Raw genomic sequence first — 26,009 nt, 5'->3', positions numbered from 1 at the left:
AGCTCCGTGCCGGTCTGCTCGACCAGCTCCAGAAGCTGGGCTTCGGCCTGCGGCTTGTTGTCCTTCGTCACCTTGATATGGTGGAAGGGGATGTCGTGGTTGACGACGACCTTCTGGTAATCGAAATGGTTGGAGACGACGCCGACGATGTCGATCGGCAGCGCGCCGATCTTCCAGCGATAGAGCAGGTCGTTGAGGCAATGGCCGAAGCGCGACACCATGAGCAGCACCTTCATGCGCTTCTTGGCATCGTGGAATTCCGAAACCATGGCGAACTTTTCCGCGATCGGCTTGAAGCCCTCCACCAGTGCCGCCTCGCCCACGCCCTCCTCGGAGATGAAGGAGACGCGCATGAAGAACATGCCGGTATCGAGGTCGTCGAACTGGCTGGAATCGACGATGTTGCAGCCCTGATCGGCCAGATAGTTCGATATCGCCGCAACGATCCCGCGCGTCGACTTGCATGCCACTGTCAGTACATAGCTTGTCATGTCTCTTCCCTCATAGAACGGCTTCATCTTTGCCGTTCGCTTATCGCAATCAACCGGCAGGGAAAAGCTTCCCGATCCGAACGTGGGTCAAAGCTTATGACAGGTGGCGGAAAATTCCGTTCCCATTGCGTCTTCCAGCCGCGTATCACCGTCGTCTTGAGAGAAGACGGCAAGAATCCGGTGAGGAGATGATGGTCAGGCCGCGGCCGGCCGCTTCCTTTTCCATTTCCGCCAGCGGCTGGGCGTCGTCAGCTCATGGACGATGGCGCCGCCGATCGCCGAAGAGGCGATACAGGCCGTGACGAAGATCGGCGCATTTGCCAGAATGTCGATATCGAGATGGACGCAAACGACGCGCAGTATTGCGAGCGTGAAGGCATGAGTGATGTAGATGCTGTAGGAGGCGTCGCCCAGATATTGCAGGGTGGCGATGACCGGAAGCTTCGAGAAGTCGATCGACACGGCCGAATAGAGGATCACGACGGCGGGAATGCCCCACATGTAGGAGCGCGTGCTGGCATCACAGAGCGTTTCGTTGATCAGCAGAAACGAGAATCCCATCGCCAGCGCCGGCCAGGCGACGGCTTGCGGCAAAAGAATCTTGTCGAGATAGAGCTTGGCAAGAAGTACACCCGCCAGAAACTCGTAGATGATCGGGTCGCTGTAGAATTTGGCGGCAGTCGTCCCGCCGGGCAGGAAACGGCAGATGAGGATGATCGTGGTCATCGCCGCAAACAGCGCCGCAAACCGCCATTTCTCGCGAACGAGCAGCAGCAGGCCGAACACGAAATAGAAGAACATCTCGTAGTTCAGCGTCCAGCCCGGCACGACGACAGGGGCCGTGAGCTCGGGATCGGCAGGGTTGGGCCAGGGGAGGAAGAACAGCGAGGCGATGAGATGCGGAAGGTCGAAGACCGTCGACTTCAGCAGCGTCGGGGCAACGAGCGCGACGCTTGCGGCAAACAGCGTCGCCAGCCAATAGAGGGGCACGATGCGCTGGATCCGGCGTCGGTAGAAGTCCAGCGGGCGTATTTGGCGCCCGGCGGTGGTCAGCCACATGACGAAGCCGCTGAGCACGAAGAATATGTCGACGCCTGTTTCGCCGAAGAGGTGAAAAACCGTTTGGAAGCCGGGCTGGACCTTCGGCACCTGCAGCACCGAATGAAAATAGACGACCATCAGTGCAGCGATGGCACGCAGATACTGCAGCTGGACAAGCATCCCGATCCTCACGCGGCCGTTACCGACGCGAACGGTCGTCAGCCCGGCACTCTGCTTTCGTTTAGGGTCTCCGACTGCGCCCGAACGGCGCGCGGGTTGTCGGACACACGCATGTAACCGACGAGCAGCCAGAGCAGCCCGGCGATCTTGATGGAAAAGATCGCCGTGCCGCCGATCATCATATTCAGAAAAATGAAAAGAGAGAGTGAATGAACGCAGCGTCTTTGCGCCGCCGTCCTGCCGGCGGGATAAAGGCAGACGAAGAGCCAGAAGACGATCAGGCCGAGGATCGTCGATCCGTAGATGAGGTAGACATAGCCGCTGTCGGCAAATTCGCCGATGCGCGAGATCGACAGGCCGAGCATGGACTGTATGTCGAGATCCAGCATCTTCTTGATGGTGACGCCGATGCGCCCGGTGAAATTATCGCCGACCTCGTCCGGCTTCATGAAATGCACGAAGAAGCCGATGAGGATGATGAGCGGCATCAGGATCAGGTCGAACGCTTTCGGTATCTTCGGAAACAGGAAGTATCCCCCGATGCTGATGCAGGAAAAGATCAGCATCGTTCGGGTGTCGTTGGTGAGCAGGATCAAAAGCACCGTCGAGATGAACAGCGCCTTTTCGAGGAAGGCGAGCTTCGGCCAGAAGGACAGCAGGTAGATGACGATGACGCCGCAGAAATTGGCGAGCGATACCTGTTCCAGAAAGATCGACGAGGAGCGGTGATCGATGAGGCCGAAGGAAAAGCGCCCCTGAAAGCCGAGCGCATTGGCAAAGAGGCCGGTCGAATTGAAGCTCGCCTGCTTGATGCCGCGCGTATTCTCGAAATATTCGCCAGGATGGAACAGGCTGACATAGAAGGGCGTGCTGACGACTTCGCAGACGAGGAACAGCAGCACCGCCGCGCAGGCAATGCGAAAGGCGAGCTTCACCGTTCGCTCGCTCGCCCAGCTTCCGATGCCGGCAAAGGCGAAGATGATCAGGACGTTACGGAACTGGTCGATGAAGGTCAGGCGATTGAAGACCGTGATGTAGATCGTGATGATCAGCGTAAAGAGGAGAAAGAGGACGATCGGCAGGTCTTCCTCATAAATCCCCTTCTTGAAAATCAAGGCCACGCTGGAGATCATCATCAAGCCTTCGCAGAGCACCACATGCGAGACCGAAAGCGGCATGATGTTGTGATTGATATAGGCGAGGACGCAATTGTAGAGCACAGAAAACAGCGTGATCGCCAGGATCGGATAATCGACGCGCTGTTTATCGGGAAGGCTTCTCATCTATCGTCCGGGGCTACGGCATTCTTTGGCCGGCGCAAGGATATCAGTCTGGTGATTCGCGACAAAGAGCTAACCGTTTGCACCGGCCGCACGCTTTCCTGGGTCGGTCAGCCGGCTGGCTTCACGGCTGCGCAGCTGGGTCCGAGCGGCGTCTTCTTGCCGGCGGCGGCCGTGATCGTCTTCATCTGCGGCCGGTCCTTGCCGTTGCGCGGCTGTACGTTCAGCGGCTCTTCCTGTGGCCACCACTCGCCTGCGGCCCAATAGGTCCAGCCGAGCCAGACGTCGCTGTTGTCGGCCATGATGCCAAAGACCGCCTTCAGCCCGTCAAGGCAGGGCTGGCTTCCCGCTACGCCGAATTCGCCGAGAAAGCCGCGTTTGCCGTTCTTGCGCAACCAGTCCGTGACGTCGAGCAAACCCTTTTTCGCGCCGTCGCTGCCGTCGCAGACCGCATGCGTTCCCGAGCTGTCGGCGTCGAGATATTGATGGAATTCGAAGGCGTAGAAATCGATCGGATCCTTGACGCCGAGCATCACGGTGCCGTTGGCCCCGCCACCCAGCACGTCGGTGGACCAGCTGTGTGCGCCCGTCCAGTTCGTGCCGGGCACGAGGATGAGGTTGCGCGCGCCGACGGTACGGATGCTGCGGATGGCCGTATTGGCGGCCTCCAGCCAGTCGGGCGCCTTGATATCGTGCGGTTCGTTCATCAGGCCAAAAAGGACGCCCTTGCGGTTGGCGAATTCGAGGGCAAGCCGTGCCCAGAAATCACCGAAGGCAAGGTCCGTTGCCGGCGCCTGGGTTACCTGGATCTTGTCGTAATAGCCGAAATTGTGCGGATCGAGGACGACAGCCATGTTGTGCTTCTGTATGAGCGCAACTGCATCCTTCAATCTCTGCAGCTCCGTCCCGTCGAAAGGCTGGCCGAGTACCGGCTGCAAGCGCTCCCAGCGGAAAGGCAGGCGCACGGCATTCATGCCCTTGCTGGCGAAATAACGCACGGTCTCGTCCGAGGGATAGGTATAGTTGGTGCCCGGCACGCCGTCGCGGTCGCCGTATTCGGCGCCGGAAAGATTGATGCCGCGATAGCAGAGCTGCGAGGCGGCAGAGCCATCGCCGGCCTGCGCGACAATGGAAACAACCGCCACCGTTGCTGCAAGTGCCAGACGCATCATTCTCGTCATCGGTCCGGTCATTGCACGCTCCTGTTTGCGCTGCGAAGGCGCAGTTTTCATAAGGCGCCACGCGTTGAGCAAAGATGAACGGAAGGGGCTGCGGCTGCCGCCGTCTCGACTTCCTCGGAGCGTCCTTAATGATCCGTTAGCCAAACATTTCTAAACTCCTTGCATCCGTTGGGCGCATCAGGTCTGCGGAGCGTTGGAAGCCTGACATGAGCTCAATGGAAAGAAACAAGCGATCGGACCAACCCGCAGGTTGGCGCGACATCGAGCCGTCTGACGGATACCGCCAGGGCTTGCGTGCGCGCAGCCCGCTGCTGCGCCCGCGCGATTTCATTTCAGAAGCAGAATCCCGCTCCCCGGATCACCCAATAGATGCCGTGGCACCGGCGGCGACCGGGAGTGCGCCGCAGCCTTCCAGTGAGCGCCAGCCGGAGCCAAAACCTCGTCAGCCCGCGGCCGAACCGCTCGCCGCCGCTGATCCCGTGACGGAGCCGGCGACGATTGCTGCAGCACCGAATGCCGTCTCATCGCCGGCGCCGCAAGCTCCAGCAGATGCGCCGCTTCTCGATCTGCGCTCCGCCATTCGTTCGATCTGGTCAAAGAAATTCCTGGTGCTTGCCTTGGCAGGCGCCGGTGCCGTGCTGGGCGCCGTCACCATTCCGATGATACCGCAGAAGTTCACCGCGGAAACCAGGCTCTATTTCGATCCCCGTCCGGCCGGAGCTTCCGATTCCGCCCAGCAGGCGCCCACGGCACCGGAACTGATCACGACGATGATCGACAGCCAGACGCAGATTCTGTCTTCGGGCAAGGTGCTCAGCCGGGTCGTCGATGCGCTGAAGCTCGACCAGGACCCGCAATTCGATGGCGGCGCCACCGGTGAGGCGGCAAAATATGTCGCGGCGGCCACGCTGGCGAAAGCCTTGCTGATTGCCCGCGAGGCCAGCACCTATGTAGTGACCGCGAAGGTGACGACGGGCGATCCGCAAAAGTCGGCCAGGATCGCCAATCAGCTCGTGGCCTCCTTCATGGAGGAGGAGAGCAAGGCGGCGGCAAAAAGCTACAAAAGCAGCAATACGGCGCTCGACTCCCGCCTCGAAGATCTGCGCCAGCAGGTGCTTTCAGCCGAAAAGGCCGTTGAAACCTACCGCGCCGACAATGACATGGTGGCCGTCGAGGGCAATCTGATCTCCGACAAGCGGCTGACCGCGCTGAACGATATGCTGGTGACCGCCCAGCAGAAAACGATCGAAGCGAAAGCCCGCGCCGATGCGGCCAGCAAACTCAGCTTCGAGGATGTTGTCTCCGACAATTCTTCCTCCGGGGCGACGTCGACTGCATTGAGCAGCCTACGGCAGCAATATGCGGCGTTGGCGGCCAATGTCGGCAGCCTCCAAAGCCAGCTTGGAAGCCGTCATCCGCGTCTGCTCGCCGCGAAATCCTCGCTGGAAAGCCTTGCTGCGGAAATCCGGGCCGAATTGCAGCGGCAGATGACCTCGGCTCGTGCCGGCTACGAGCAGGCGCAGAGGGCCGAGCAGGATATCGCCAAGGAACTGGCGGTGCAGAAGGCTTCGCAGGTCAACACGTCGGGCAAGCTCGTCGGTCTGAACGAACTGCAGCGCAAGGCAACTGCCGCCCGCGACCTCTATGAATCGCTTCTGAAGCGGTCCGGACAGGCCAGCGACGCGCAGGATCTGTCGCAGAGCAATATTCGCGTGATCTCCGAGGCGGAGCCGCCGCTGAAGGCGGATGGACCGAGCCGGAAGGTGATGATGGTGGCCGGCTTGATTGCCGGCGCGATGTTCGGCGCGGGTCTCGGCATGGCTTTTGCCGTTCTCCTCGGCCTGTTTCGGCACCCGATCATTCGCGCCTATTTCGGCAAGTGAGCTCTTTTCCGCATTTTTGCGCAGGCAGCTTCTTCAGGATCGGGGATGCAATTGTGCGCGGGCTGTTCTAGATGTAAATCGGCGCTGCGAATGATCGGACCTTGCTAATGAAGGCACGATACGGTCATTAGACGTCGTATGGCATTTTGTGAGACAATCTATGCGAGAAAAGCGGTGTGCTGCTCCGATGACTGGCGCCGGGGAAAATTGACCGATGGTGCCCGCGGATAAGCTCGTCTTGCCGTTCCTGGCGCTGCCGCGCTCCACCAAGCGCGCGCTGGCACTGCTGGTCGATGCCAGCCTTTGCGTGCTCACGGTCTGGTTCGCCTATTGCCTGCGCCTCGACGATTGGGTCATTCTCGAAGGCGTCGAATGGCTGCCGGCGATCGTCTCTCTTCTCCTTGCCATACCGATTTTCATCGTCCTCGGCCTCTATCGCGCCATTTTCCGCTATGCCGGCCTTTCGGCGTTCGTGACGGTCGTCAAGGCGGTGGCGATCTATGCTCTCGCCTTCATGACGATTTTTACCGCCATCAGCGTGCCGGGCGTGCCGCGCACGGTCGGCATATTGCAGCCCTTGCTGCTGCTGATCGCCGTCGGCCTGTCGCGCATGTGGACGCGGTACTGGCTCGGCAATGCCTATCAACGTCTTCTGAACCGCAACCAGCTTGCCAAGGTCCTGATCTATGGCGCCGGCGGCTCGGGACGGCAGCTCGCGGGCGCTCTTGCCAACAGCGCCGAGCTGAATGTCGTCGGCTATCTCGATGACGACCGCAATCTGCATGGCAGCATTATGGGCGGCCTGCCCATCTACGATCCTAGCGATTTACCGGCGCTGGTGGTTTCGGGCGAGATCAAGGGCGTGCTTCTGGCCTTGCCGAATGCCACCCGGCAAAGACGCAATGAAATTCTCGAAGACATGCGCAAGGCCCGCGTTACCGTACGGACGATGCCCGATTTGACGGCGCTCGCACAGGGCCGTGTCGCTGTCTCCGATCTGCGTGAACTGGATATCGAGGACCTGCTCGGCCGCAATGTGATCGCCCCCGACCGCAGCCTGATCGAAAAGGATATCCGCGGCAAGGTCGTCATGGTGACCGGCGCCGGCGGCTCGATCGGCAGCGAACTCTGCCGTCAGATCCTCAAGAACGGCCCGTCCTCCTTGCTGCTGGTGGAGCAGAGCGAATTCGGCCTTTATGCCATTCATGGCGAGCTGGAAAAATCGGCCGCCTCCGCAGGCCACGCCGATGTTCGCATCATTCCCTTCCTTGCCTCCGTCCGCGACGACCGGCGGATCAGGCAGATCATGGAGGCGTGGCGGCCGAAGACCGTCTATCACGCCGCCGCCTACAAGCATGTTCCGCTTGTCGAATACAATCCTGTCGAGGGCATCCGCAACAATGTGCTGGGTACCCAGATCGCGGCCGAAGCCGCCCGCGATTACGGCGTCGAAAATTTCGTCCTCATCAGCACCGACAAGGCCGTACGTCCGACCAATATCATGGGCGCGAGCAAGCGGCTGGCGGAAATGGTGCTGCAGGCCATGGATGCCGATCGCAAGCCCGGTGCCGTCAGCACCAATTTCGCCATGGTCCGTTTCGGCAACGTGCTTGGCTCCTCCGGCTCGGTCGTGCCGCTGTTTCGCCAGCAGATTCGGGACGGCGGACCGATCACGCTCACGCATCCGGACATCACCCGTTATTTCATGACCATCCCCGAGGCGTCGCAGCTCGTGATTCAGGCAGGCGCCATGTCCGGGGGCGGCGACGTCTTCCTGCTCGATATGGGCGAGCCCGTACGCATCGCCGATCTCGCCCGGCGCATGGTGGAACTGTCCGGCCTGACCGTGCGGGACGGCGACGAGCCCGATGGCGACATAGAACTGGAGATTACCGGGTTACGGCCGGGAGAGAAGCTCTATGAGGAGTTGTTGATCGGCGACAATCCGCATCCGACGAGCCACCCGCGCATCATGCAAGCCAAGGAGGATTTCCTGCCATGGCCGGAATTGTCGAGGCGGCTTGCCGCTCTGGAGGCGGCACTGGAGGAAAACGACATACCCTTGGCCAGAGCCCTGTTGCAGAAGCTCGTCTCGGGCTATGCGCCGAGCGGTGAAGTGGTCGATCTGGTCTATCGCGAACGCGAGACGGATCTGGCGGTCGGCCAGCCGAACCTCGACAATGTCGCGCAGCTATAGGGCATGGCTGCCAAAGCATGTCGCGCAAAACTGCGCGATGGTTCTGCGATAACGACGTGCAAAAAAATCAATGGCTTGAAGCGTATGGAGCGAATCTGAAAGATCGCGACGGTTTTAGATGTCGGCGCGGCCGCGCTCAGCGCTTGCCGAGGTCTGCCGCAGTTTCCCGTCTGGCCTTGATGGCATAACGCCAGCGGCGCAGCTGATCGCAGGTGCGGAACCAATACGCCGTCAACCGCAAAAGGAAGTGCCGCTTTACGGCGCGATAGTGCATGCGCTTGCCGATTGTAGTATCGGCGCGATGCCGGCTGAAATCGACCAGGTTATCAAGTGTCGTGAACGTTTCCACGCCCGTCGACCAGCCGCGCTCGAGAGCGACGTCGTAGGGAAGAAGCATGGGTTTCAATGCCGTCAGCAGCTTCTTGGCGGCCTTGCGGTTGAGGATGTAACAGGCGGCCGACCCCTGCGGACCATGCATGCAGCGGCCGATGACATCGTTTTCAGTCGTCTCGCAGATCGCCTTGAAGCCGACGAGGCGATGGTTGACGAGCTTGACGAGACGTGCGCCCTGGACGCATTCCATCGCGGCAACCGCTCGCGGAATCAGCCTCTCGTTGAGCTCGACGTCGTCTTCCATGATGATGGCCATCCTGTCGCCGCTGGCGACAAATTGCTCAAGCGCGAGCAGATGGCTGCGATAGCATCCGTATTCGCCGGGCAGAAGTTTGCGGCCGTTATGGTAGATGAACGAATGCGGGTGGAAATCGACGCGATCCGCGTCGGCGATGACGCGGCCGTCGATAGCGGGTATGCGCGTAACATTGAGGTCGTACTCCACGGCCTGACTGCACAGATGTTCCCAGCGATCACGCGAGCGGTCGAGATTGATGACATAGATCGAGATCTGCTGAGCGGCATCGTCAGCGACCTCGGGGTCAGTGAAAGGGGGGATACGACTAATCTGTTCGAGAATGACGACTACTCCTGCAAACAGAAATCGCGGCGACGGCAACTAAGATGATAATTTTCATACTATATAACATGCTTATGACTTGTCGCAAACAGGGAGTGCACGCAGATGTTGTGTTTGCAGATAAAAGCATTTTCTTTGGTGTAACGTAGCGTGAACGCCCTGTCTCCGACCTGGGAACCATCACTTGCGCGCGATTTTGGTAGGCGGCCCGTTGGCGCGGGGCGATAGCACTATTATACCTATAGCATGCGGCGCATGGTCGTTGCGCTCGCATCTGCGAAGGAGCGTAGCAATTTATGTGGACCAGGTCGAAAATCGCCATTGCTGCCCTATCCCTTGCGGTCTTCATGCCGGCGGCTGCGCTTGCCGACAACCCGCTTCTCCCTAAGCCATATGTCGCTCCCGTCTATCCTTACAAGGACCTCCCAGGCGTAACTGCGCCAAAAATGGCGGCTGACGAGAAATTTCAGTGCCGAACCGCCACGGTGTATGCAGACTATTTTCGCGAAGGCCTGTTCTATCGTGGTCTGCCGCGTCTCGGCTACGTGTGCGATCAGAATGGCGTCATTTCCAGCAGCACCAGAAAGCCGAACTACCAGTATTGGCAGTATAGCGGCCCGGACAGATGATGTCTTAGGCACCCTGCCGGATTAAGCGGCAGCGCAATCAAGGCGAGCGTGGATTCATGTTCGGCGTCGCGTAGGTTTGTCCCTGGTCTGAAAATAAATTTCATGTTTTCGGTTAAACGCGCGAACGTCGTTGACGAATGCGAAAATTTGCCCCAAGGTTACGAAAATAAATTACGTAATGGGAACTCAAAAGCATGCGCGTTGGAATCATTGGGCTGGGATTCCGCCTGGGCTATCTGGGCTATGTCTTCAAGGCGATAGACGAAAGCTTCGAGATTGCCGGATATGTCGATCCGGCGCCTGCAGGCCTGCCCGGTCTGGCCGAACGCGGCATACCGGCCGGAAAGGCCTATGCGACGCCTCAGGAGCTGATTGCCAGCGAAAAGATCGATCTCCTGATGATCGGCTCTCCGAACCACATGCATCTCGATCACATTCGCATCGGCCTCGAAGCCGGTCTCAAGATCTTCTGCGAAAAGCCGATCGTCACGACGATCAAGGACAGCATCGAGCTGGCCCGCCTGATGGCGAAGTTCGGTCACGAGCGCCTGAATGTCGGTCTGGTGCTGCGCTATTCGCCGATGTACCGCGATCTCTTGGCCGCCCAGGCTGAGGGGAAACTCGGCCATGTCGTTTCCATCGAGGCGGCCGAGCATATCGAGCCCTATCACGGCGCCTTCTTCATGCGCGACTGGCGCCGCTACGAACATTATTCCGGCAGCTTCATGCTGGAGAAATGCTGCCACGACCTCGATCTCTACAATGGCGTGGTCGGTGCGCGGCCGGAGAGGGTGGCAAGCTTCGGCGGCCGCAAGAGCTTCATTCCGGAAAACGATCCGGCAAGGGAAGGCATCAACGATCTCGAGCTCTTCCATCGCAAGCCGAGCGGCTGGATGGGGTCGGACAAGGTTTTCGACAGCGACGGCGATATCATCGATTACCAGGTGGCGATCGTCGAATATGCCAATGGTGTCGGCATGAACTTCCACACCAACCTAAACGTGCCGGATCAGTTCCGCCGCTTTGCCATCATGGGCTCGCGCGGGATGGCCGAGGGCGATTTCATTCGCGGCTATCTCAATGTCCACGAGATGCTGACCGGCAACAAGGTGATCGAAAACACTTACGCCGCCACCACGCTTTCTCAGCATTATGGCGCCGACGAGCAGATGGCCGCCGATATCATCGCGCACGTCAAATCCGGATTGCACCTGCCGGTCTCGACCCAGAATGCGCTGGAAGCCGGCATTCTGGCGCTCTCAATGGACGAGGCGCGCATGAAGAGGGCCGTCGTCGATCTCCGACCGATATGGGACGAGTTCGACGAAGCGCTTCATTCAAGAGCCGCCTAGGGAGGGGCGTAAGATGGGTGTTCAACGCAGCACGGTCATCTTCGCCTGGCTCCTGCTTTTTCCGGCTCTTCTCTACGTCACCGTCATCGTTGCCTATCCGCTGGTCGATACGATCATCCTCTCCTTCACCGATGCATCGCTGAAGAAGGTGACGAATTGGGTCGGTTTCGAGAATTACGCGAAGATCTTCAACGACACTTTTGCAGGCGTCATCGTCCGTACCTTCATCTGGACGTTCTTTTCCGTGTCGATCAAGATGATCATCGGCACGTTGGGGGCGGCACTCCTGAATTCGGCCGTTCCGGGCCGTGCGCTCTTTCGTGTCTTGACCATGCCGCCCTGGGTCGTGCCGATGGCGATCGGCATCTTCATGTGGGGCTGGATGTACAATGGCCAGTTCGGCATGATTTCCGGCCTGCTCCAGCGTTTCGGCATCGTTGACAGCCCGGTCGCATTCCTTGCCTACGGTAGCTCAGCCTTCTGGGCGACGATCGTCACCGACGTCTGGATCGGCGTGCCGATGGTCACTCTTTATATGCTGGCGGCGATGCAGGCGATCCCGCACGATCTCTACGAAGCCGCCTGGACGGACGGCGCCGGGCGTTTCTATCGCTTCCGCCGTATCACCCTGCCGCTTTTGGTGCCTTCGCTGGTCACCATGTCGATGCTCTCCTTGATCTCGACCTTCAATTCCTTCGACATCATCTGGATTTTGACTCGCGGCGGCCCGAATGGCGAAACCACGACGATGATCATCGACACCTATCGCACCGCGATCGGCTCCTACAAATATGGCGAGGGTGCAGCGCGAGCGGTGCTGATCTGCATCTTCCTGTCGCTCTTCTGCCTTGCCTATTTCCGCCTGACGAGCCGCTTTTCCACGGGAGCCAAGCAGCGATGAGCCACCCTTCGATGATCCATCGCTACAAATGGTACGAGCTCATCGGCATCTATGCCGGAATCCTGCTCTTCCTGACCTTTGTGCTGGCGCCCTTCATCGAAGGCTTCCTGGTGTCGCTGAAACCGCTCAGCCAGCTTTTCTCCTCGCCCTACCGGTTCATTCCCGAGAACGGCTCCTTTGCGGCCTATCGGACGATGTGGACCAGCGTACCCGGCTTCGGTTGGTACATCTTCAACTCGTTTCTGATCTCCGGCACGATCACCATCATCGTGCTGGTTCTCGTCGTGCCGGCGGCTTACGCCTTCGCGCGTTTCGAGTTCAAGGGATCCGGCCTGCTGCTCGGTGCTTTTCTCGCCGTCAAGATGTTTTCCGGCGCCGTGCTGCTCATCCCGCTCTTCCGGCTCATGCGCTCCTTTGGCGTGCTGAACACCTATTTCGCCATGATCGTGCCCGGGGTCGCCTTCATCATTCCCACGGGCATCTGGCTGCTGCACACCTATATCAGGCGCATCCCGCGCGAACTCGACGAAGCAGCCTATGTCGATGGCGCGAGCCAATTCTACACGCTGCGCCGGGTTATTCTGCCGATCGCCGTGCCAGGCATCGTCGTGGTGGCGATTTCCTCGTTCATTGAGGCCTACGCGCAGCAGTTCATCTATGCTCTTACCTTCAATTCGAAGACGGAATACATGCCGCTGCCGGTCGGGCTCTTTGCCTATTTCGGCCGGCAGGAGGTCGTCTGGAACGAACTCATGGCCGCAAGTTTCGTCGGCATCGCGCCGGCTCTGGTCGTGATCTTCTTCCTGCAACGGTATCTCGTCAGCGGTCTGACCGCCGGCGCGGTGAAGCAATAAAATCAATCAACCACCAGAGAGAACGGGAGCTTAAACGTGACATTCCATTTCAAGACGGGGCTTCTTGCCCTTGCTTTGCTCGGCTCCACCGTGCTTGGCGCCGTGAACGCCCAGGCGGCCGACAAGGAAATCAGCTGGATCTATTGCGGTGACAGCATCGATCCGATCCATGTGAAATACATCAAGCAGTGGGAAGACAAGAATCCGGGCTGGTCCGTCAAGCCTGAGGTCGTCGGCTGGGAACAGTGCCAGGACAAGGCGACCACGCTTGCCGCCGCCGGCACGCCGGTCGCCATGGCTTATGTCGGCTCGCGCACGCTGAAGCAGTTCGCCGACAACGATCTCATCGTTCCGATCCCGATGACGGACGAGGAGAAGAAGGCTTATTATCCCGGCATCGTTAATACCGTAACGTTCGATGGACAGCAGTGGGGCACGCCGATCGCCTTCTCGACCAAGGCGCTCTACTGGAACAAAGATCTCTTCAAGAAGGCCGGACTTGACCCTGAGAAGCCGCCGACCACCTGGGCCGAAGAAATCGCCGACGCCAAGGCGATCAAGGAAAAGACCGGCGTTCCCGGTTACGGTCTCTCGGCCAAGACCTTCGACAACACTATGCACCAGTTCCTGCATTGGGTTTATACCAACAACGGCAAGGTCATCGATGGCGACAAGATCGTCCTCGACAGCCCCGAAGTGCTGGCCGCCCTCCAGGCCTACAAGGACATCACGCCTTATTCCGTCGAAGGACCTACGGCCTACGAGCAGAACGAAATGCGCGCCATCTTCCTCGATGGCAAGGTTGGCATGCTCCAGGCCGGTTCGGGTGCCGCCGCCCGCCTGAAGGAAACGAAGATCAACTGGGGTGTCGCTCCGCTGCCGCTCGGCCCTTCGGCCAAGGGTCCTGGCACGCTCCTCATCACCGACAGCCTTGCCGTCTTCAAGGGCAGCGGCGTCGAGGAAAAGGCAATCGACCTTGCCAAGTTCATCACGTCTCCCGGCCCGCAGGGCGAATACGAGCTGCAGGGCGGCGCTGGCCTGACGCCGCTGCGCCCGTCTCCGATGGTTGACGAGTTCGTCAAGAAGGACGCTTCCTGGAAGCCGTTCATCGACGGCATCGCTTACGGCGGTCCCGAGCCGCTCTTCAAGGACTACAAGGGCTTCCAGAATGTCATGATTGCGATGGTCCAGTCGGTCGTGACAGGTCAGGCTCAGCCGGCGGACGCCCTGAAGAAGGCCGCTGCCGATCTCGAGCAGTACAAATAAGTCTGCAAGCCACCGGGCCGCGCGCAATGCGCGCGGCCTTTCTAGAGCAATTCCAGGAAAAGTGCGCAGCGGTTTTCCGTCCGGAATTGCGAGAAACAAAGGCTTGAGCGGTTCAGAGATTCCATGAAAAGCTGAAACGCTCTAGCCCTGCCCGCCCTATGGCGGCGCCGCGCGGAGACAGAGTTTGGGAAAGCTGCACCTTAATCAGGTCAAGAAATTCTATGGTCATTTCGAGGTCATCAAGGGCGTCGAGCTCGACGTAAATGACGGTGAATTCATCGTCTTCGTCGGTCCGTCCGGTTGTGGCAAGTCGACCTTGCTGCGCATGATTGCAGGCCTCGACGAGGTGACCAGCGGCGACATCATGATCGATGGCGGTCGCGTCAACGACCTGCCGCCCGTCAAGCGCGGCATCGCCATGGTGTTCCAGTCCTATGCGCTCTACCCGCATATGTCGGTGTTCGAGAACATCGCCTTCCCTCTGCGGGTGGAGAAGATGGCGGAGGACAAGCTCAAAGCCAAGGTCGAGAATGCCGCTCGCATTCTCCATCTCGATCAGCGCCTGCAACAAAAGCCGGGCCAGCTCTCGGGCGGCCAGCGCCAGCGTGTCGCCATCGGCCGCGCCATCGTGCGCGAGCCGAAGATCTTCCTGTTCGACGAGCCGTTGTCCAATCTCGATGCCGCTCTGCGTGCCGACATGCGCATCGAGCTCGCCAAGCTGCATCGCCAATTGCAGGCGACCATGATCTACGTGACGCACGATCAGGTCGAGGCCATGACCATGGCCGACCGCATTGTTGTGTTGAATGCCGGCGAAATATCGCAGGTCGGCGCGCCGCTGGAGCTTTACCACAAGCCGGCAAATACCTTCGTCGCACGCTTCATCGGCAATCCGAAAATGAATTTCCTGCCCGTGACCTGCACTGGCGTCAGCGATGCGGGCGTGGAGGTGGATTACAAGGGCCAGATGGCTCTGCTGCCTGTTACGCCACGCCCCGGCTTTGTCGGCAAACCGCTGACGCTCGGCATCCGCCCGGAACATGTCCAGCTCGGCGACGGCGATCTCACTTTGACCATCGTGCCGACGGTCGTGGAGCGCCTTGGCGCGCAAACGGTCGCCTATGCCACCGCTGACGGAATTGACGAGAATTTCTGCGCGACATTGCCCGGCAGTGCAGCCATCCGCATGGACACCCCGCTCAAGACCGGCATCCGCCTCGGCGATTGCCACCTCTTCGACGAGAACGGCCAGGCCTTCGAGCGTCGGGTGGAGCTGACGGAAATCGACATGGAATTGCTGAACCAGGCCGCTTCCTGACGGGAGGCGGCTGCCGGGGATCCTCGCCCTTCGACAAGCTCAGGGTGAGGATGGAGCGAATCCGGTCCTCGACACGGCTTGCTACTCTTTGGCTACAGCGCAGAGGATCGGCCCTCTTGGTGAGGAGGCCCATTGGGCCGTTTCGAACCACGAGAGCGGGTGAGGGATCGCCCTACCAGACCAAACCGCGAGCTGCCACGTCTTCGACGCGTGTCACGACGCCATCGCGGTGGAACACCATCTGGTCGAAGAGGTTGGACACGACGCAGGTGTGGTTCGGGATGATGCGGATCTTGTCGCCGATCTCAGGGCGAGGACCTGTGCAGTTCGACAGGTCGATGACGCCGTGCTCTTCCGAAAGCCCCTTGATCACCGCTTCCGGATAATCGACCACATGCCCGTAATCCGCAAAGCCGAGAAGATCGGAGGTCAAAGCCTTGGAGCCTGCATCGATGACGGCTCGATCTTCGGTCGGCCGAGAGACGACGGTGGCGAGGATATGCATGGCGCAATCCTCTTCCTTGCAATGGCCGGCACGTACCATCGAGCGGTCATTATAGATGTAGGTTCCGGCGCGATGCTCGGTGGCGGCCGTGACCAGATGCGCCTCGAAAAGGCTTGGCGTGCCGCCATTGCTGACGATCGGGCACTCGATGCCATCGTTCTTCAGCAGCGCTACGGCTTCAACGAGGAACGCCTGTGTCGCAGCCGCATTGTTCGGCTTCGGATAGCTCATCAGACCGCCGAAGACGAGACCCTTCATGCCGGCGATATATTTGCCCAGGGAGGCCGCCTGCTCTGGCGATTGCACGCCGCAGCGCGCGCCGCCCGTGTCGCATTCCACCAGCACGGTTATCGGCTTGCGGGCGGCGAACCAGTCGGAGAGGCCATCCACCGTCACCGAGCTGTCTGCCACGACCATGAGGCCGGCGATGCGGTCGTTCAAAGCCGAGAGCCGCGCAAGCTTTTCAGCCCCAAGGATATTGAAGGTGATCAGGATATCCTCGAAGCCTGCATCGGCGAAGACTTCCGCTTCGGTGATCTTCTGGCAATTGATGCCCTTGGCGCCGGCGGCGACCTGGGCGCGGGCGAGGGCGGGAATCTTGTGCGTCTTGATATGCGGGCGGAAATTCAGGTCGTTCGCATCCATGTAGGACTGCACGCGGGCAATGTTTGCAGCCAGCCGGTCTTCGTCGATGATAGGCCGCGGCGTGGAGAGGCTGTCGATCTTGTCGCCCGGCTTGGGGCCGATTTCCACGGCGATGTCATGCGCGATACTGGGAGCCATGTCAGGCGTCTTTCCGTTCTTCCGCAAAGGGGTCCGCCACCATCGGCCAGATATCCTTCCGCGCGCGGCGATAAGGCGTGCGCGCCGGATTGTTGGGATAAGGCGTTCCCGCGGAGCAGTAAAGGATCTCCGATGCGATCTTCGAGAAGGACGCGTAAAAATGATTGGTCGATTTGATGACCAGGATTTTCTTCGTTGTCGGATCGATGCCCATGACGGAAAACAGGCTCGGATCGAAGCTTTGGGCACGCGTCGAATTCAGAATGATGTCGATGCCATCGAGCTGAATATGCGCGGCATCGCCGAAAGGAGCGAAGCTCTCGCCGAAACGCATTTCGGCATTCGGGACGAGGCGGACGATCTTGACGAGGCCGTCGATTGGATTGCCGGTGCCCGGTGCCGATTTGGCACCGAAGCGCAGCGGAACTTCAGCGCCTTCGCCGGCCGCCATGCAGATCTGAACGGCCATCGGGTCCCAGATCGTACCGATCGCGGTATCGGTAGCGCCGCGGTCGAGCAATTCCTGCAGGATGACCGTTGCGTCGCCTGCCGTGCCGCCGCCGGGATTATCCCAGAGATCGGCGATGACGACCGGACCCGAGGCAGCAGCCAGAGCCTCGCTCACCGCCTGCTTCTCGTCGATCTGCGGCATGATGAAGGTGCCGCGCTTGGAGAAAAGCTCCAGCCCGAGATCACGAGCAATTGCAGAGCCTTTACCCGGCTTATTATCTGTAACGACGAGCAGCTTCGTGCCCATTTCCGGCACGTCACCCGCCATGAAACCATGAATGACTGAAATCGAGAGGATATCCGTATCGGCCTTTTCCATTCCCGTGATCTTGTCGACGAAGGAGCGCATGGGGTCGCGCGAGGTCGGAAAGACATCGATCATGCGGCAGTCGAAGACGGACATGACCGGCTTCACGTGGCCTTCCAGCGTATCGATGGCGATGCGCCAGAGGTCCTCAGCGCGATCGACGAAGTCCGTATGCGGGAATTCCTTGAAATAGACGAGGAAATTCGCGGCTGCGACGCGCTTCGCCGTTAGATGGCTGTGCGGATCGAGTTCGGCGCAGACCAGAATATCCGGCCCCACGATCTCGCGCACCCGTGACAGGAAGTCGCCTTCCGTATCCTCATAACCAGCCGCGACCATGGCGCCGTGCAGACCGAGGACGACGGCATCGACAGGCATCGCCGCCCGCAGTTGCGCAAGAATTTCGTCGCGCAGTTCCTCATAGGTCTGGCGATTCACCAATCCGGCCGGGTCGGCCCAGGTGGCAGTGCCCTCGATCACGTCCCAGCCCTTTTCCGCAGCAATGCGCCGGCCGACGGTAATCGGCGCGGAACATAGGGTCGGCGTCTCGGGGTGCTTGCCGGGCGGTGCATAGAGAGAGGCTTCGAAAGCGCGTCGGTCGATGCAGATGGGGGAGAAGGTATTCGTCTCGGTCGCAAGGGCCGCGGTGAAAATGCGCAATGCTGTCGCCTCTATTCCATGGGGTTCGGCAGATAACCGGTAAAGCCGCAGATCTTCCAGCGTCCCTCATGCAGACGGCAATAATAAAGTGTCTGCCACTTCAGAACGTCGATACCGCCATCCGACTTCTTGAGGCTGCCGTCGAACTTCTTGCGCACCAGCGCCATGTCGCCTTCGATCTCGATGTCTTCGAGCGTCGTGGTGGTGAAAATGGCTGTGCGCGCGTCTTCGGCGAAGGATTGCGTGGCGAAGTCGCGGGCCTGGCGGAGCCACTCGTCGCGATAGGCTGACAGCGTCGGGAAGGCGAGACGCCATTTATCCGGGCTGACCTCGCGCTTGCTGTCGATGCCGATGAAACCTTCCTCGACGAAATCGCCGGCGACCATCGACCAGTCGGCGGCCAGAAAGGCATCGATATCACGCGGAACGAGCATCTCCCAGATCGAATGCCTGGCGGTATCGCTGGCAGGGAAGGGATTCTTGAAAGGATCACGCATGGTAGCTGCCATGATTTAAATTCTTTTCATAATTTGCGATTTTCACTGGTCAAATTCCGCTTTCTGTGGTCATTTGTCAACGTATCAAGAAAATAATTTGCAGGAACCGCATGGTGGCCATCGCATGTCACGGTTCCGGCTGAATGGGAACAAATGACAAGCCGCATCTGCTCGCACGTCTGTCCACAGGCGCTGGCGGGATAGATGAGATTGAGATGGATCGCGTCGCTGACTAAGTGTCAAACGAACCTAAACCAGCGATAAGGGGGGGCTGATGGATATCTTCACGACCATGCAGGAGGAGAGGGGCCGGCTTTCGCAATCGGAAATCCGCATCGCCGATATCGTCCTCAATGATTTCGAATTCGCCGTCAACGCTTCCATTATCGAGCTTGCAGGTAAGGCGGATGTCTCGCCGCCGACGGTGACGCGCTTCTGCCGGCGTCTGGGCTGCGAAAGCTTTTCCGATTTCAAGGTACAGCTTGCGCGCACCGCCTATGTGGGCATGCGCTATCTGAAGCCCGAGCCAAAGAGCATTGCTCCGGCCGATGTCGCCCAGGACATTATTACCAAGGCGCAGAACGCGCTCTTCCTGTTGCATCGCGGTCTGGATGTCGCTGCCATCGAGCGGGCGGCAAACCGGCTTGCCGGCGCTGAGATGATCTATGCCTTCGGTTCCGGCGGCAATTCCTCGATGATCGCCACCGAGCTGCAGAACCGCCTGTTCCGGCTCGGCCTCCGCATTACCGCGAGCTCCGATCACAGCATGCAGCTGATGATGGCGGCCGCCGCCAAGCCGACCGACGTGCTGATCGGCTCGTCCTTCTCCGGCCGCAATGCCGAGCTGGTGCGCGCCTTCGCGCTGGCGCGCGAAGCCAAGGTGCCGACCATTGCGCTGACGCAGAGCGAAAGCCCGGTCGCCCATGCCGCCGAGATCACGCTGCCCGTCGATTTGCCGGAAGGAGACAATATCTATCGGCCGACATCGACCCGCATCGCCTATCTCGCAGTGGTGGATATTCTCGCCAGCCTGGTCGCCTATCGTATCCAGCCGCAGGCCACGGTGACGCTGCGCCGCATCAAGCAGCAGCTCGTCACCCATCGCGACGGCGACGATCGCCAGCTGCTGGGAGACTAGCTTTCAAGACCTGATCGGAGGGAAGCATATGAGCAAATCCGTTGCCATCGTCACAGGGGCCGCCGGCGATATCGGCCGCGCCATCGCAAAGCGCCTGGCCGATGACCACGACATCATCCTGCTGGTCGATATCGACGAGGCCGCCGCGCGGAAGGCGGCGGAGGCGCTGGGTCCGGCGGAGCGTTTCGTGCCGCTCGGGGCTGATATCACCAGCGACGCCGATGTTGCCGCTATGGCGAAGGCGGCATCGGATCTGGGCGGGGTGAAGACGCTCGTCAACAATGCGGGTGCTGCCCGTGCCGTCAGCCTCCACGATACGACGCCGGCAATCTGGCGCGCGGACAATGCCCTCAATCTCGAGGCCGCCTTCCTGTGCTTCCGCGCGGTCGAGGACATGCTGAAGAGTTCTAAGGGCTCCGTGATCAATATCGCTTCCGTCAACGGCATGGCCGTCTTCGGCCATCCCGCCTACAGCGCTGCCAAAGCCGGGCTCCTGCATTTCACCCGGCTGGTCGCGGTCGAATACGGCAAGTTCGGCATCCGCTCGAATGCGGTGGCACCAGGCACCGTGCGTACCCAGGCATGGGAAGCGCGCGCCGCCGCAAACCCGAATGTCTTCGAGGAAGCCAAGCGCTGGTATGCGCTGCGGCGCGTCGTCGATCCGGTCGATGTCGCCAACGCCGTATCCTTTCTCGCAAGCCCGCTTGCCTCGGCGATAACAGGCGTCTGCCTGCCTGTCGATTGCGGCCTGACGGCAGGGCAGGCCGAGCTTGCCCACACTTTCTCACAGTCCGAACACTACTGAAGCTCGCTGCCAAAGGGGAACATCATGCAGCCCTCCTCCTACCATCTCGAAAACACCTGGTCTCCCGAAGGCGGAAAGCACGGCCGGCTAACCCTGACGCTTTTCAATTTCTCGGATGCGCCTCTTACGAATTTCCGTCTCGCCTACACGACGCTGACGCGTCTCGTCGATCCCCAAGCCTGCCACAACGCCGTCTTCGTGCGCCGCAACGCCAATTTTCACGAGTTTGCGCCGCCGGCCGGCCTGTCCGTCGCGCCCGGAGGAAGCTGGACGTTCACGGTCTCCGCTCTTCATCGGATCGCGCGGCATTGCACCGACGGCGCCAAATCCGCCTATGTGACGCTGGAAGACGGCACGCACGTTACGGTCTTCACCTCGGATTTGTTGCTTGCCGATCGTGCCAGCGAGCCGCCGCCTGCGCTGCTGCCGGAAGGCAGGCTGGAGCTTCCCTACGCGATCCAGCCCTGGCCGGCCGAGATCGACGTCAAGCCGGGCGAAGATTTTCCGGTTGCGCTCTATCCGGCCGAAGGCTCCGATGCCGCAAGCGTCAAGGCACTGGCTGCGGCGCAGGCGTTATTCCGGCGGCTCTTTCCGTCCAATCACATTCCCTTCAGCCTCATTGCCGCGCCGCAGGGCAGGGCGCTGCGTTTCGTCGAACGAAAGGCACTTGCGCGCGAAGCCTATGAGCTTTCTTTTTCCGGCGATGAAGTCGTGCTTGCCTTCTCCGCCGAGGCGGGCCGCCTCTATGGCCTGACGACGCTGGCACAGCTTCTCGATGGCGCGCGCCGCGAGCCGGGCAAGTTCCGTTTCCCGGTATCGGGCGTGATCGCCGACCGGCCGCGTTACGGCTGGCGCGGCTGCCATCTCGACGTCTCCCGGCAGTTCACTCCGAAAGACGATGTCCTGCGCCTGCTCGACATTCTCGCCTGGCTGAAGCTCAATATCTTCCATTGGCACCTGACCGATGACGAGGCCTGGCGGCTGGAGATCCGCGCCTATCCGCAGCTGACTAGGACGGGCGTGCTGCGCGGGCCGGACGAGCCGCTGCTGCCGCAGCTCGGCAACGCCGCGGAGCCGGTAGGCGGCTTCTATTCGCAGGATGATGTGCGCGACATCGTCGCCCACGCCACCGCGCTCGGTATCGAGGTCATTCCCGAGATCGATATCCCCGGCCATAGTACGGCCGCCCTCGTTGCCCTGCCTGATCTCACAGATGGGCAGGAGGCGCCGGACAGCTATCATTCCGTGCAGGGCTTCCCGAACAATGCCCTGAACCCGGCGATCGAGCCGACCTACGAGTTCCTCGCCAAGGTCTTCGACGAAATGATCGAACTCTTTCCCTCCGAATATATCCATATCGGCGGAGACGAGGTTGCCGATGGTTCCTGGCTCGCTTCGCCGCTGGCGCGCAAGCTGATGGAGAAGGAGGGCATTTCGGGTACGTTTGCCCTGCAGTCCTATTTCCTGAAACGGATCAAAACCATGCTTACCGAGCGCGGGCGCAAGCTTGCCGGCTGGAACGAAGTCGCCCATGGCGGCGGCGTCGATCCAAAAGGCACGCTGCTGATGGCCTGGGAAAAGCCGGAGGTCGGCATCGATCTGGCGCGCGAGGGCTATGAAGTCGTCATGACCCCGGGCCAGGCCTATTATCTCGACATGGTGCAGGCGGACGCCTGGCAGGAGCCTGGCGCGAGCTGGGCGGGCACGGTGCCTCCGGCCCATACCTATGCCTACGAGGCCGAAGGCGATTTTCCGGATGAGCTGAAGCATCTGATGAAGGGCGTGCAGGCCTGCATCTGGCAGGAGAATTTCATCTCCCGCGACTATTTCAACCGCCTGGTCTTCCCGCGCCTGCCGGCCATTGCCGAAGCGGCCTGGACACCGAAGGCACAGAAGGATTGGCTGCGCTTTGCCGCCATCGTGCCGTTGAGCCCGAAGCTTTAAGGCCATTGCCGGAGGCAGGATCGCTCGCCGATATTCGACCCTCCTCGAGGCCGCCGAACGAGAGTTTCGGCGGCTTTCTTGTGGCGGATATATGAAGTTAACCGGCCCGCGGCGAGGTAGCCATGTCAGCCGGGAAAAGCCTGCCTGCAGCGTCGCGCGTTCCGCATCGCCGGGCGGGATGAAGCCTCAAGAAAAATGTAACGCATGCCCGCAAGCCAGGAACATCTCGTCGCCGCTGCCGTTATTGCCTGATCGTTTGAAGCGAGGAGTTGATATCATGGGCTGTCATAGGACGATGATCGCATGTGTCGGCACCGGATCGTTTCCAGTCGCGGCGTTGACAGCGCTCGATGGTTGAGGAGGTGCGGCTATGGAACACGGTGATTGGAGCGACCCAGTCATAGTCGACCTCGGCATTGGCCACTATGCGATCATAACCAATGCGCTCGACGCGGCGAACTGCATGAGCGGAGAGTGGCCGGTAAACGGCGGGCCTGCGGCGGACGAAGCTGTGCTTGTGTGCCTCGATGCCGTCCTCGGCAAGGCTTCGGCCGAGCAATCGCGCGAGGCTTTCCTGGAGGCGGCACGCGAAGCCGGCCTTTTCATCCAGCCGGACGCTGAAAACCTTCATTAGGGGATTTCCAGGAAAAATGCGTAGCAGTTTCCGTCCGGAATGCGTTGGGAAACAAGCGAATGTGCTCAGATCATCCAGAAGATCAGGGCGAGGATCACGATAACCGCCAGGATGAAAGCCATCATCCTCCCGAGTCCTTCATTGACGTTGCCGTTGCCGACGATCAGCTCGTACCAGTCGCTCTTTTGATTCATCGAAAATCCCTCAAGGTTTCCCCCATTAGGTCGATCTTCCATTCGTCAGTCAATGATTTAGAGAGGTCGGATACCCGGCTTCGAGCAGCCGTTCGAACGATGGTTGTTCCAGGAAGCCAAGGGTGAGTATTTTCATCCCTTCAGCCCGCTTCAAGACAAGCTCATCGAACTTCCGGCTAACCGAAAGCTATATTTCATGAACTCGTAAAGTCTTGAAAAATTTGAGAAATCAATGTTTCTCAAAAAAGGAAATGGTGCCCAGAAGAGGACTCGAACCTCCACGCCTCGCGGCACAGGTACCTGAAACCTGCGCGTCTACCAATTCCGCCATCTGGGCGACGGACACGCATGTAAGGGGGTGGCCGTCCGGTGTCAACAGGGTTTTTGAAGTTTTCGTGGCAATCGCGAAAAAAGCGGTTGAAGCCCGTGTCAAACCCGGCCCGCAGCCCATGCGCTGATCAGGCCAAGTCCCTGTTCCAACAGAGCCTTTGCCTCGCTTTCGCTCGATGCTTCCACATAGCAGCGCATTTCCGGCGCATTGCCGGAAGGGCGGAAATGGATGATTCGGTTATCCACAAGCGTAACCCGCAGCCCGTCGATATCGCTCTTGGAGGCGACGGCGGCGACCGGCTTGAGGAAATCCGAGAGATTGGCGTCGGAGGCGCGCAGATAAGCCATCAGTGCTGCGCTGGTTTCCACGGGGAAATTCTCCAGCCGGTCGGCGGCGGCAAAGGGCAGGCGGTAGCTGCCGGCGAGGGCCGAAAGCGGCTTCTTCGCCTGCGCTGCGGCGTAGAGCGTCGCCAGAATCGGCAGGAAGCTGTCGCGCGTCGGCAGAGGCTCGAAGGCTTTTCCGCCGACGATGAAGCGGCTTGCCGTCAGCGTGCCGCCATTGGCCTCGAAACCCATGACATTGGCCTTGCCGGCGGCAATGGCCTCGTCCATGCCGGCAATCACGTATGGGGAGCCGACGCGGGTACGGGTGACGGTATAGGAGCCGGCGGCTTCGATGCCGGAATTGGAGGTGACCGGCGTCACCACGACTTCGGCGCCGAGGAAGTTTGCGGCGATGAGGCCGAGCAGATCGCCGCGCAGCGGCTCTCCGGTCTCGTTCGCGACCAGCGGCCGGTCGCCATCGCCATCGGCCGAAACGATCGCGTCCAGCCCGTGTTCCGGCGCCCAGCCCTTCATAAGGCGGATGGTCTCGGTCGAGACCGCTTCGGTATCCACAGGAATGAAGCTTTCCGAACGGCCGAGCGGCACCACGCGCGCACCGTAATGGGAAAGCACCTGACCGAAGAGGTCGCGCGCCACCGTGCTGTGCTGATAGACGCCGATCGTCAGGCCAGCGAGGCTGCCGGCCGGCAGCAGACCCTTGTTGCGCTCCAGAAACAGCGCCTCTGTCTCGGCCGTGCGATCCTCGGCATTGCCAGGTGTCTCGTCGATAAGCGTATCGATGATCGCGGTTGCTTCCGCGCTGATCGCCAGTTCGTCCTGCTTGTCGATTTCGCCGTCCGGCCGATAGAATTTGATGCCGTTGCGATCGGCGGGAATATGCGAGCCGGTGATCATCAGCGAAGCGGCCTTCAGCTGCAGCCCGTAAAGCGCCAGCGCCGGCGTCGGCAGCGTGCCGCAATCGATCGGCGTCAGACCCGCCCGCTTCAGCGCGCCGATGCAGGTGGCGGAGATCGCCGGGCTCGACTCGCGAAAGTCGCGGCCGACGAGGACGGGATCGCCGGCTTTGGCATGACCGCTCTTCAGCAGATGATGGGCAAATGCCGTCGCATAGAGGGCGGAGGCTCGCCCGATGAGATCAACGGACAGGCCGCGAAGGCCGCTGGTGCCGAATTTCAAGCTGCTCACTGGCAATCTCCTAGGAACGATTGCGGTGTTATGAAGCATGCCGCCGCAAGGATCAACCGATCGAAAACAGCGGCCATTTCGCGCACTGTGCTGGTTTTGCCCCTTCGCGATCCCACATAAATATGAAACCGTTATGAAAAAGACATCGCCTCATGGTGGCAGGACTGGAGATCGTCATGGCTGTTTTTCATAGGATCGCGCTTGGTTTTGCTCTCGCATTCTCCTTGATGCCGCAGGCGGATTTCGCCGCCGCCGCTTCGAATCCTCCGAAGAATGCCATTCCGCCGAGCAGCACGAATTCCGTCATCTGCGATTCCCGTGGCTGCTTCGGCTTCGGAGAGCGGCAGTTCTACACCCGGCCCGGCCAGCCGCTTCCGATCACGCCGCCCTATACGGGAGGGGTGAATCGTTACGACAGCCCGCGCATTCAGATACCGCCGCGCGAAACCTCTACGCCGCCGACGCCTATCTACCCTTCGGCGGGCCAGCGGCGCATCCAGCACCAGACCTGGTGCGCCGAGCACTATCGGACCTATAATCCCGGCACCGATCGCTATACCACGATCAACCACGGCACTCAGCCGTGCCGTTCGCCTTTCGACTGATGCCTACGAGCAGCGGTGGGC

General features: G+C 60.3%; 23 protein-coding genes and 1 tRNA gene. 13 read left to right on the top strand and 11 right to left on the bottom strand.

Annotated elements, in window-relative coordinates; translation table 11 throughout:
- The 4 genes from Q4Q11_RS05660 to Q4Q11_RS05645 all read right to left on the bottom strand — a co-directional run.
- A partial coding sequence (locus Q4Q11_RS05660) for an ACT domain-containing protein (protein WP_498568886.1) occupies positions 1 to 491 on the bottom strand: 491 nt, incomplete at its 3' end.
- A 195-nt stretch (positions 492 to 686) separates the two neighbouring features.
- Positions 687 to 1,712 carry an acyltransferase family protein gene (locus Q4Q11_RS05655; protein WP_498568885.1) on the bottom strand — a complete coding sequence of 342 codons (1,026 nt, stop codon included), beginning with the start codon at positions 1,710 to 1,712 and terminating at the stop codon, positions 687 to 689.
- 38 nt (positions 1,713 to 1,750) lie between these two features.
- Entirely contained in the window at positions 1,751 to 2,995 is a 1,245-nt protein-coding gene (locus Q4Q11_RS05650) for a hypothetical protein (protein ID WP_113222222.1), read from the bottom strand.
- Positions 2,996 to 3,102: 107 nt separating this feature from the next.
- Complete coding sequence (locus Q4Q11_RS05645; RefSeq protein ID WP_498568888.1) at positions 3,103 to 4,161, bottom strand: glycoside hydrolase family 5 protein; 1,059 nt, start codon at positions 4,159 to 4,161, stop codon at positions 3,103 to 3,105.
- A 218-nt stretch (positions 4,162 to 4,379) separates the two neighbouring features.
- Here Q4Q11_RS05645 and Q4Q11_RS05640 point away from each other — a divergent pair, with 218 nt between their 5' ends.
- Both Q4Q11_RS05640 and Q4Q11_RS05635 read left to right on the top strand, forming a co-directional pair.
- Complete coding sequence (locus Q4Q11_RS05640) at positions 4,380 to 6,056, top strand: GumC family protein (protein ID WP_498568884.1); 1,677 nt, start codon at positions 4,380 to 4,382, stop codon at positions 6,054 to 6,056.
- A 214-nt stretch (positions 6,057 to 6,270) separates the two neighbouring features.
- Positions 6,271 to 8,253, top strand: coding sequence for a nucleoside-diphosphate sugar epimerase/dehydratase (locus Q4Q11_RS05635; protein ID WP_113215178.1), 1,983 nt, complete (start codon positions 6,271 to 6,273; stop codon positions 8,251 to 8,253).
- 136 nt (positions 8,254 to 8,389) lie between these two features.
- On the opposite strand, the gene Q4Q11_RS05630 is transcribed toward Q4Q11_RS05635, so the two are convergent.
- Positions 8,390 to 9,265 (bottom strand): glycosyltransferase family 25 protein, encoded by an 876-nt coding sequence (locus Q4Q11_RS05630; RefSeq protein WP_498568883.1) that lies wholly within the window; start codon positions 9,263 to 9,265, stop codon positions 8,390 to 8,392.
- 257 nt (positions 9,266 to 9,522) lie between these two features.
- Here Q4Q11_RS05630 and Q4Q11_RS05625 point away from each other — a divergent pair, with 257 nt between their 5' ends.
- From Q4Q11_RS05625 to Q4Q11_RS05600, 6 genes are all read left to right on the top strand, one after another.
- Positions 9,523 to 9,855, top strand: coding sequence for a hypothetical protein (locus Q4Q11_RS05625; protein ID WP_113215179.1), 333 nt, complete (start codon positions 9,523 to 9,525; stop codon positions 9,853 to 9,855).
- Between the two features lie 194 nt (positions 9,856 to 10,049).
- A complete protein-coding gene (locus tag Q4Q11_RS05620; protein WP_113222217.1) occupies positions 10,050 to 11,207 on the top strand; it encodes a Gfo/Idh/MocA family protein in 1,158 nt (385 codons plus the stop codon).
- 13 nt (positions 11,208 to 11,220) lie between these two features.
- Positions 11,221 to 12,108, top strand: a complete 888-nt coding sequence (locus Q4Q11_RS05615; protein ID WP_112508944.1) for a carbohydrate ABC transporter permease — start codon at positions 11,221 to 11,223, stop codon at positions 12,106 to 12,108.
- Complete coding sequence (locus tag Q4Q11_RS05610; protein ID WP_113215181.1) at positions 12,105 to 12,962, top strand: carbohydrate ABC transporter permease; 858 nt, start codon at positions 12,105 to 12,107, stop codon at positions 12,960 to 12,962. The genes Q4Q11_RS05615 and Q4Q11_RS05610 overlap by 4 nt, the downstream gene beginning before the upstream one ends.
- Positions 12,963 to 12,998: 36 nt before the next feature.
- Positions 12,999 to 14,228 (top strand): extracellular solute-binding protein, encoded by a 1,230-nt coding sequence (locus tag Q4Q11_RS05605; protein WP_113215182.1) that lies wholly within the window; start codon positions 12,999 to 13,001, stop codon positions 14,226 to 14,228.
- 184 nt (positions 14,229 to 14,412) lie between these two features.
- Positions 14,413 to 15,546, top strand: coding sequence for a sn-glycerol-3-phosphate ABC transporter ATP-binding protein UgpC (locus Q4Q11_RS05600; RefSeq protein WP_113215183.1), 1,134 nt, complete (start codon positions 14,413 to 14,415; stop codon positions 15,544 to 15,546).
- Positions 15,547 to 15,718: 172 nt separating this feature from the next.
- Here the strand turns inward: Q4Q11_RS05600 and Q4Q11_RS05595 are convergent, their stop codons facing one another.
- Genes Q4Q11_RS05595 through Q4Q11_RS05585 form a run of 3 tightly spaced genes read right to left on the bottom strand, consistent with a single transcriptional unit; the run spans position 15,719 to position 18,808 of the window.
- Positions 15,719 to 16,834, bottom strand: a complete 1,116-nt coding sequence (locus Q4Q11_RS05595) for a D-TA family PLP-dependent enzyme (protein WP_498568882.1) — start codon at positions 16,832 to 16,834, stop codon at positions 15,719 to 15,721.
- Position 16,835: 1 nt separating this feature from the next.
- Positions 16,836 to 18,311, bottom strand: coding sequence for a M81 family metallopeptidase (locus Q4Q11_RS05590; protein WP_498568881.1), 1,476 nt, complete (start codon positions 18,309 to 18,311; stop codon positions 16,836 to 16,838).
- Positions 18,312 to 18,322: 11 nt separating this feature from the next.
- The gene (locus tag Q4Q11_RS05585; protein ID WP_113215185.1) at positions 18,323 to 18,808 is read right to left on the bottom strand and encodes a hypothetical protein; all 486 of its coding nucleotides are present in this window, start codon (positions 18,806 to 18,808) and stop codon (positions 18,323 to 18,325) included.
- A gap of 274 nt (positions 18,809 to 19,082) precedes the next feature.
- On the opposite strand from Q4Q11_RS05585, the gene Q4Q11_RS05580 reads away from it, so the two are divergent.
- The 4 genes from Q4Q11_RS05580 to Q4Q11_RS05565 all read left to right on the top strand — a co-directional run bounded on the left by Q4Q11_RS05580 (position 19,083) and on the right by Q4Q11_RS05565 (position 23,329).
- The gene (locus Q4Q11_RS05580) at positions 19,083 to 19,946 is read left to right on the top strand and encodes a MurR/RpiR family transcriptional regulator (RefSeq protein WP_112508954.1); all 864 of its coding nucleotides are present in this window, start codon (positions 19,083 to 19,085) and stop codon (positions 19,944 to 19,946) included.
- Between the two features lie 28 nt (positions 19,947 to 19,974).
- Entirely contained in the window at positions 19,975 to 20,751 is a 777-nt protein-coding gene (locus tag Q4Q11_RS05575) for an SDR family oxidoreductase (RefSeq protein WP_113222212.1), read from the top strand.
- Between the two features lie 24 nt (positions 20,752 to 20,775).
- Complete coding sequence (locus Q4Q11_RS05570) at positions 20,776 to 22,695, top strand: beta-N-acetylhexosaminidase (RefSeq protein WP_498568880.1); 1,920 nt, start codon at positions 20,776 to 20,778, stop codon at positions 22,693 to 22,695.
- 370 nt (positions 22,696 to 23,065) lie between these two features.
- Entirely contained in the window at positions 23,066 to 23,329 is a 264-nt protein-coding gene (locus Q4Q11_RS05565) for a DUF982 domain-containing protein (RefSeq protein ID WP_113222210.1), read from the top strand.
- Positions 23,330 to 23,394: 65 nt separating this feature from the next.
- Here Q4Q11_RS05565 and Q4Q11_RS05560 read toward each other — a convergent pair whose 3' ends face one another.
- The 3 genes from Q4Q11_RS05560 to Q4Q11_RS05550 all read right to left on the bottom strand — a co-directional run bounded on the left by Q4Q11_RS05560 (position 23,395) and on the right by Q4Q11_RS05550 (position 25,422).
- The gene (locus tag Q4Q11_RS05560; protein ID WP_498568879.1) at positions 23,395 to 23,523 is read right to left on the bottom strand and encodes a hypothetical protein; all 129 of its coding nucleotides are present in this window, start codon (positions 23,521 to 23,523) and stop codon (positions 23,395 to 23,397) included.
- 252 nt (positions 23,524 to 23,775) lie between these two features.
- Positions 23,776 to 23,860: transfer RNA gene (locus tag Q4Q11_RS05555), tRNA-Leu, on the bottom strand.
- Between the two features lie 92 nt (positions 23,861 to 23,952).
- Entirely contained in the window at positions 23,953 to 25,422 is a 1,470-nt protein-coding gene (locus tag Q4Q11_RS05550; protein ID WP_498568878.1) for a phosphomannomutase, read from the bottom strand.
- Between the two features lie 137 nt (positions 25,423 to 25,559).
- On the opposite strand from Q4Q11_RS05550, the gene Q4Q11_RS05545 reads away from it, so the two are divergent.
- Positions 25,560 to 25,988 carry a BA14K family protein gene (locus Q4Q11_RS05545; protein ID WP_113215272.1) on the top strand — a complete coding sequence of 143 codons (429 nt, stop codon included), beginning with the start codon at positions 25,560 to 25,562 and terminating at the stop codon, positions 25,986 to 25,988.
- Positions 25,989 to 26,009 lie beyond the last annotated feature (21 nt).

It is taken from the genome of Rhizobium sp. UFLA01-1127 (genome assembly GCF_059803845.1).
The sequence above is the reverse complement of the archived record's forward strand: the minus strand, read 5'-3'. Positions and strand labels throughout refer to the sequence as shown.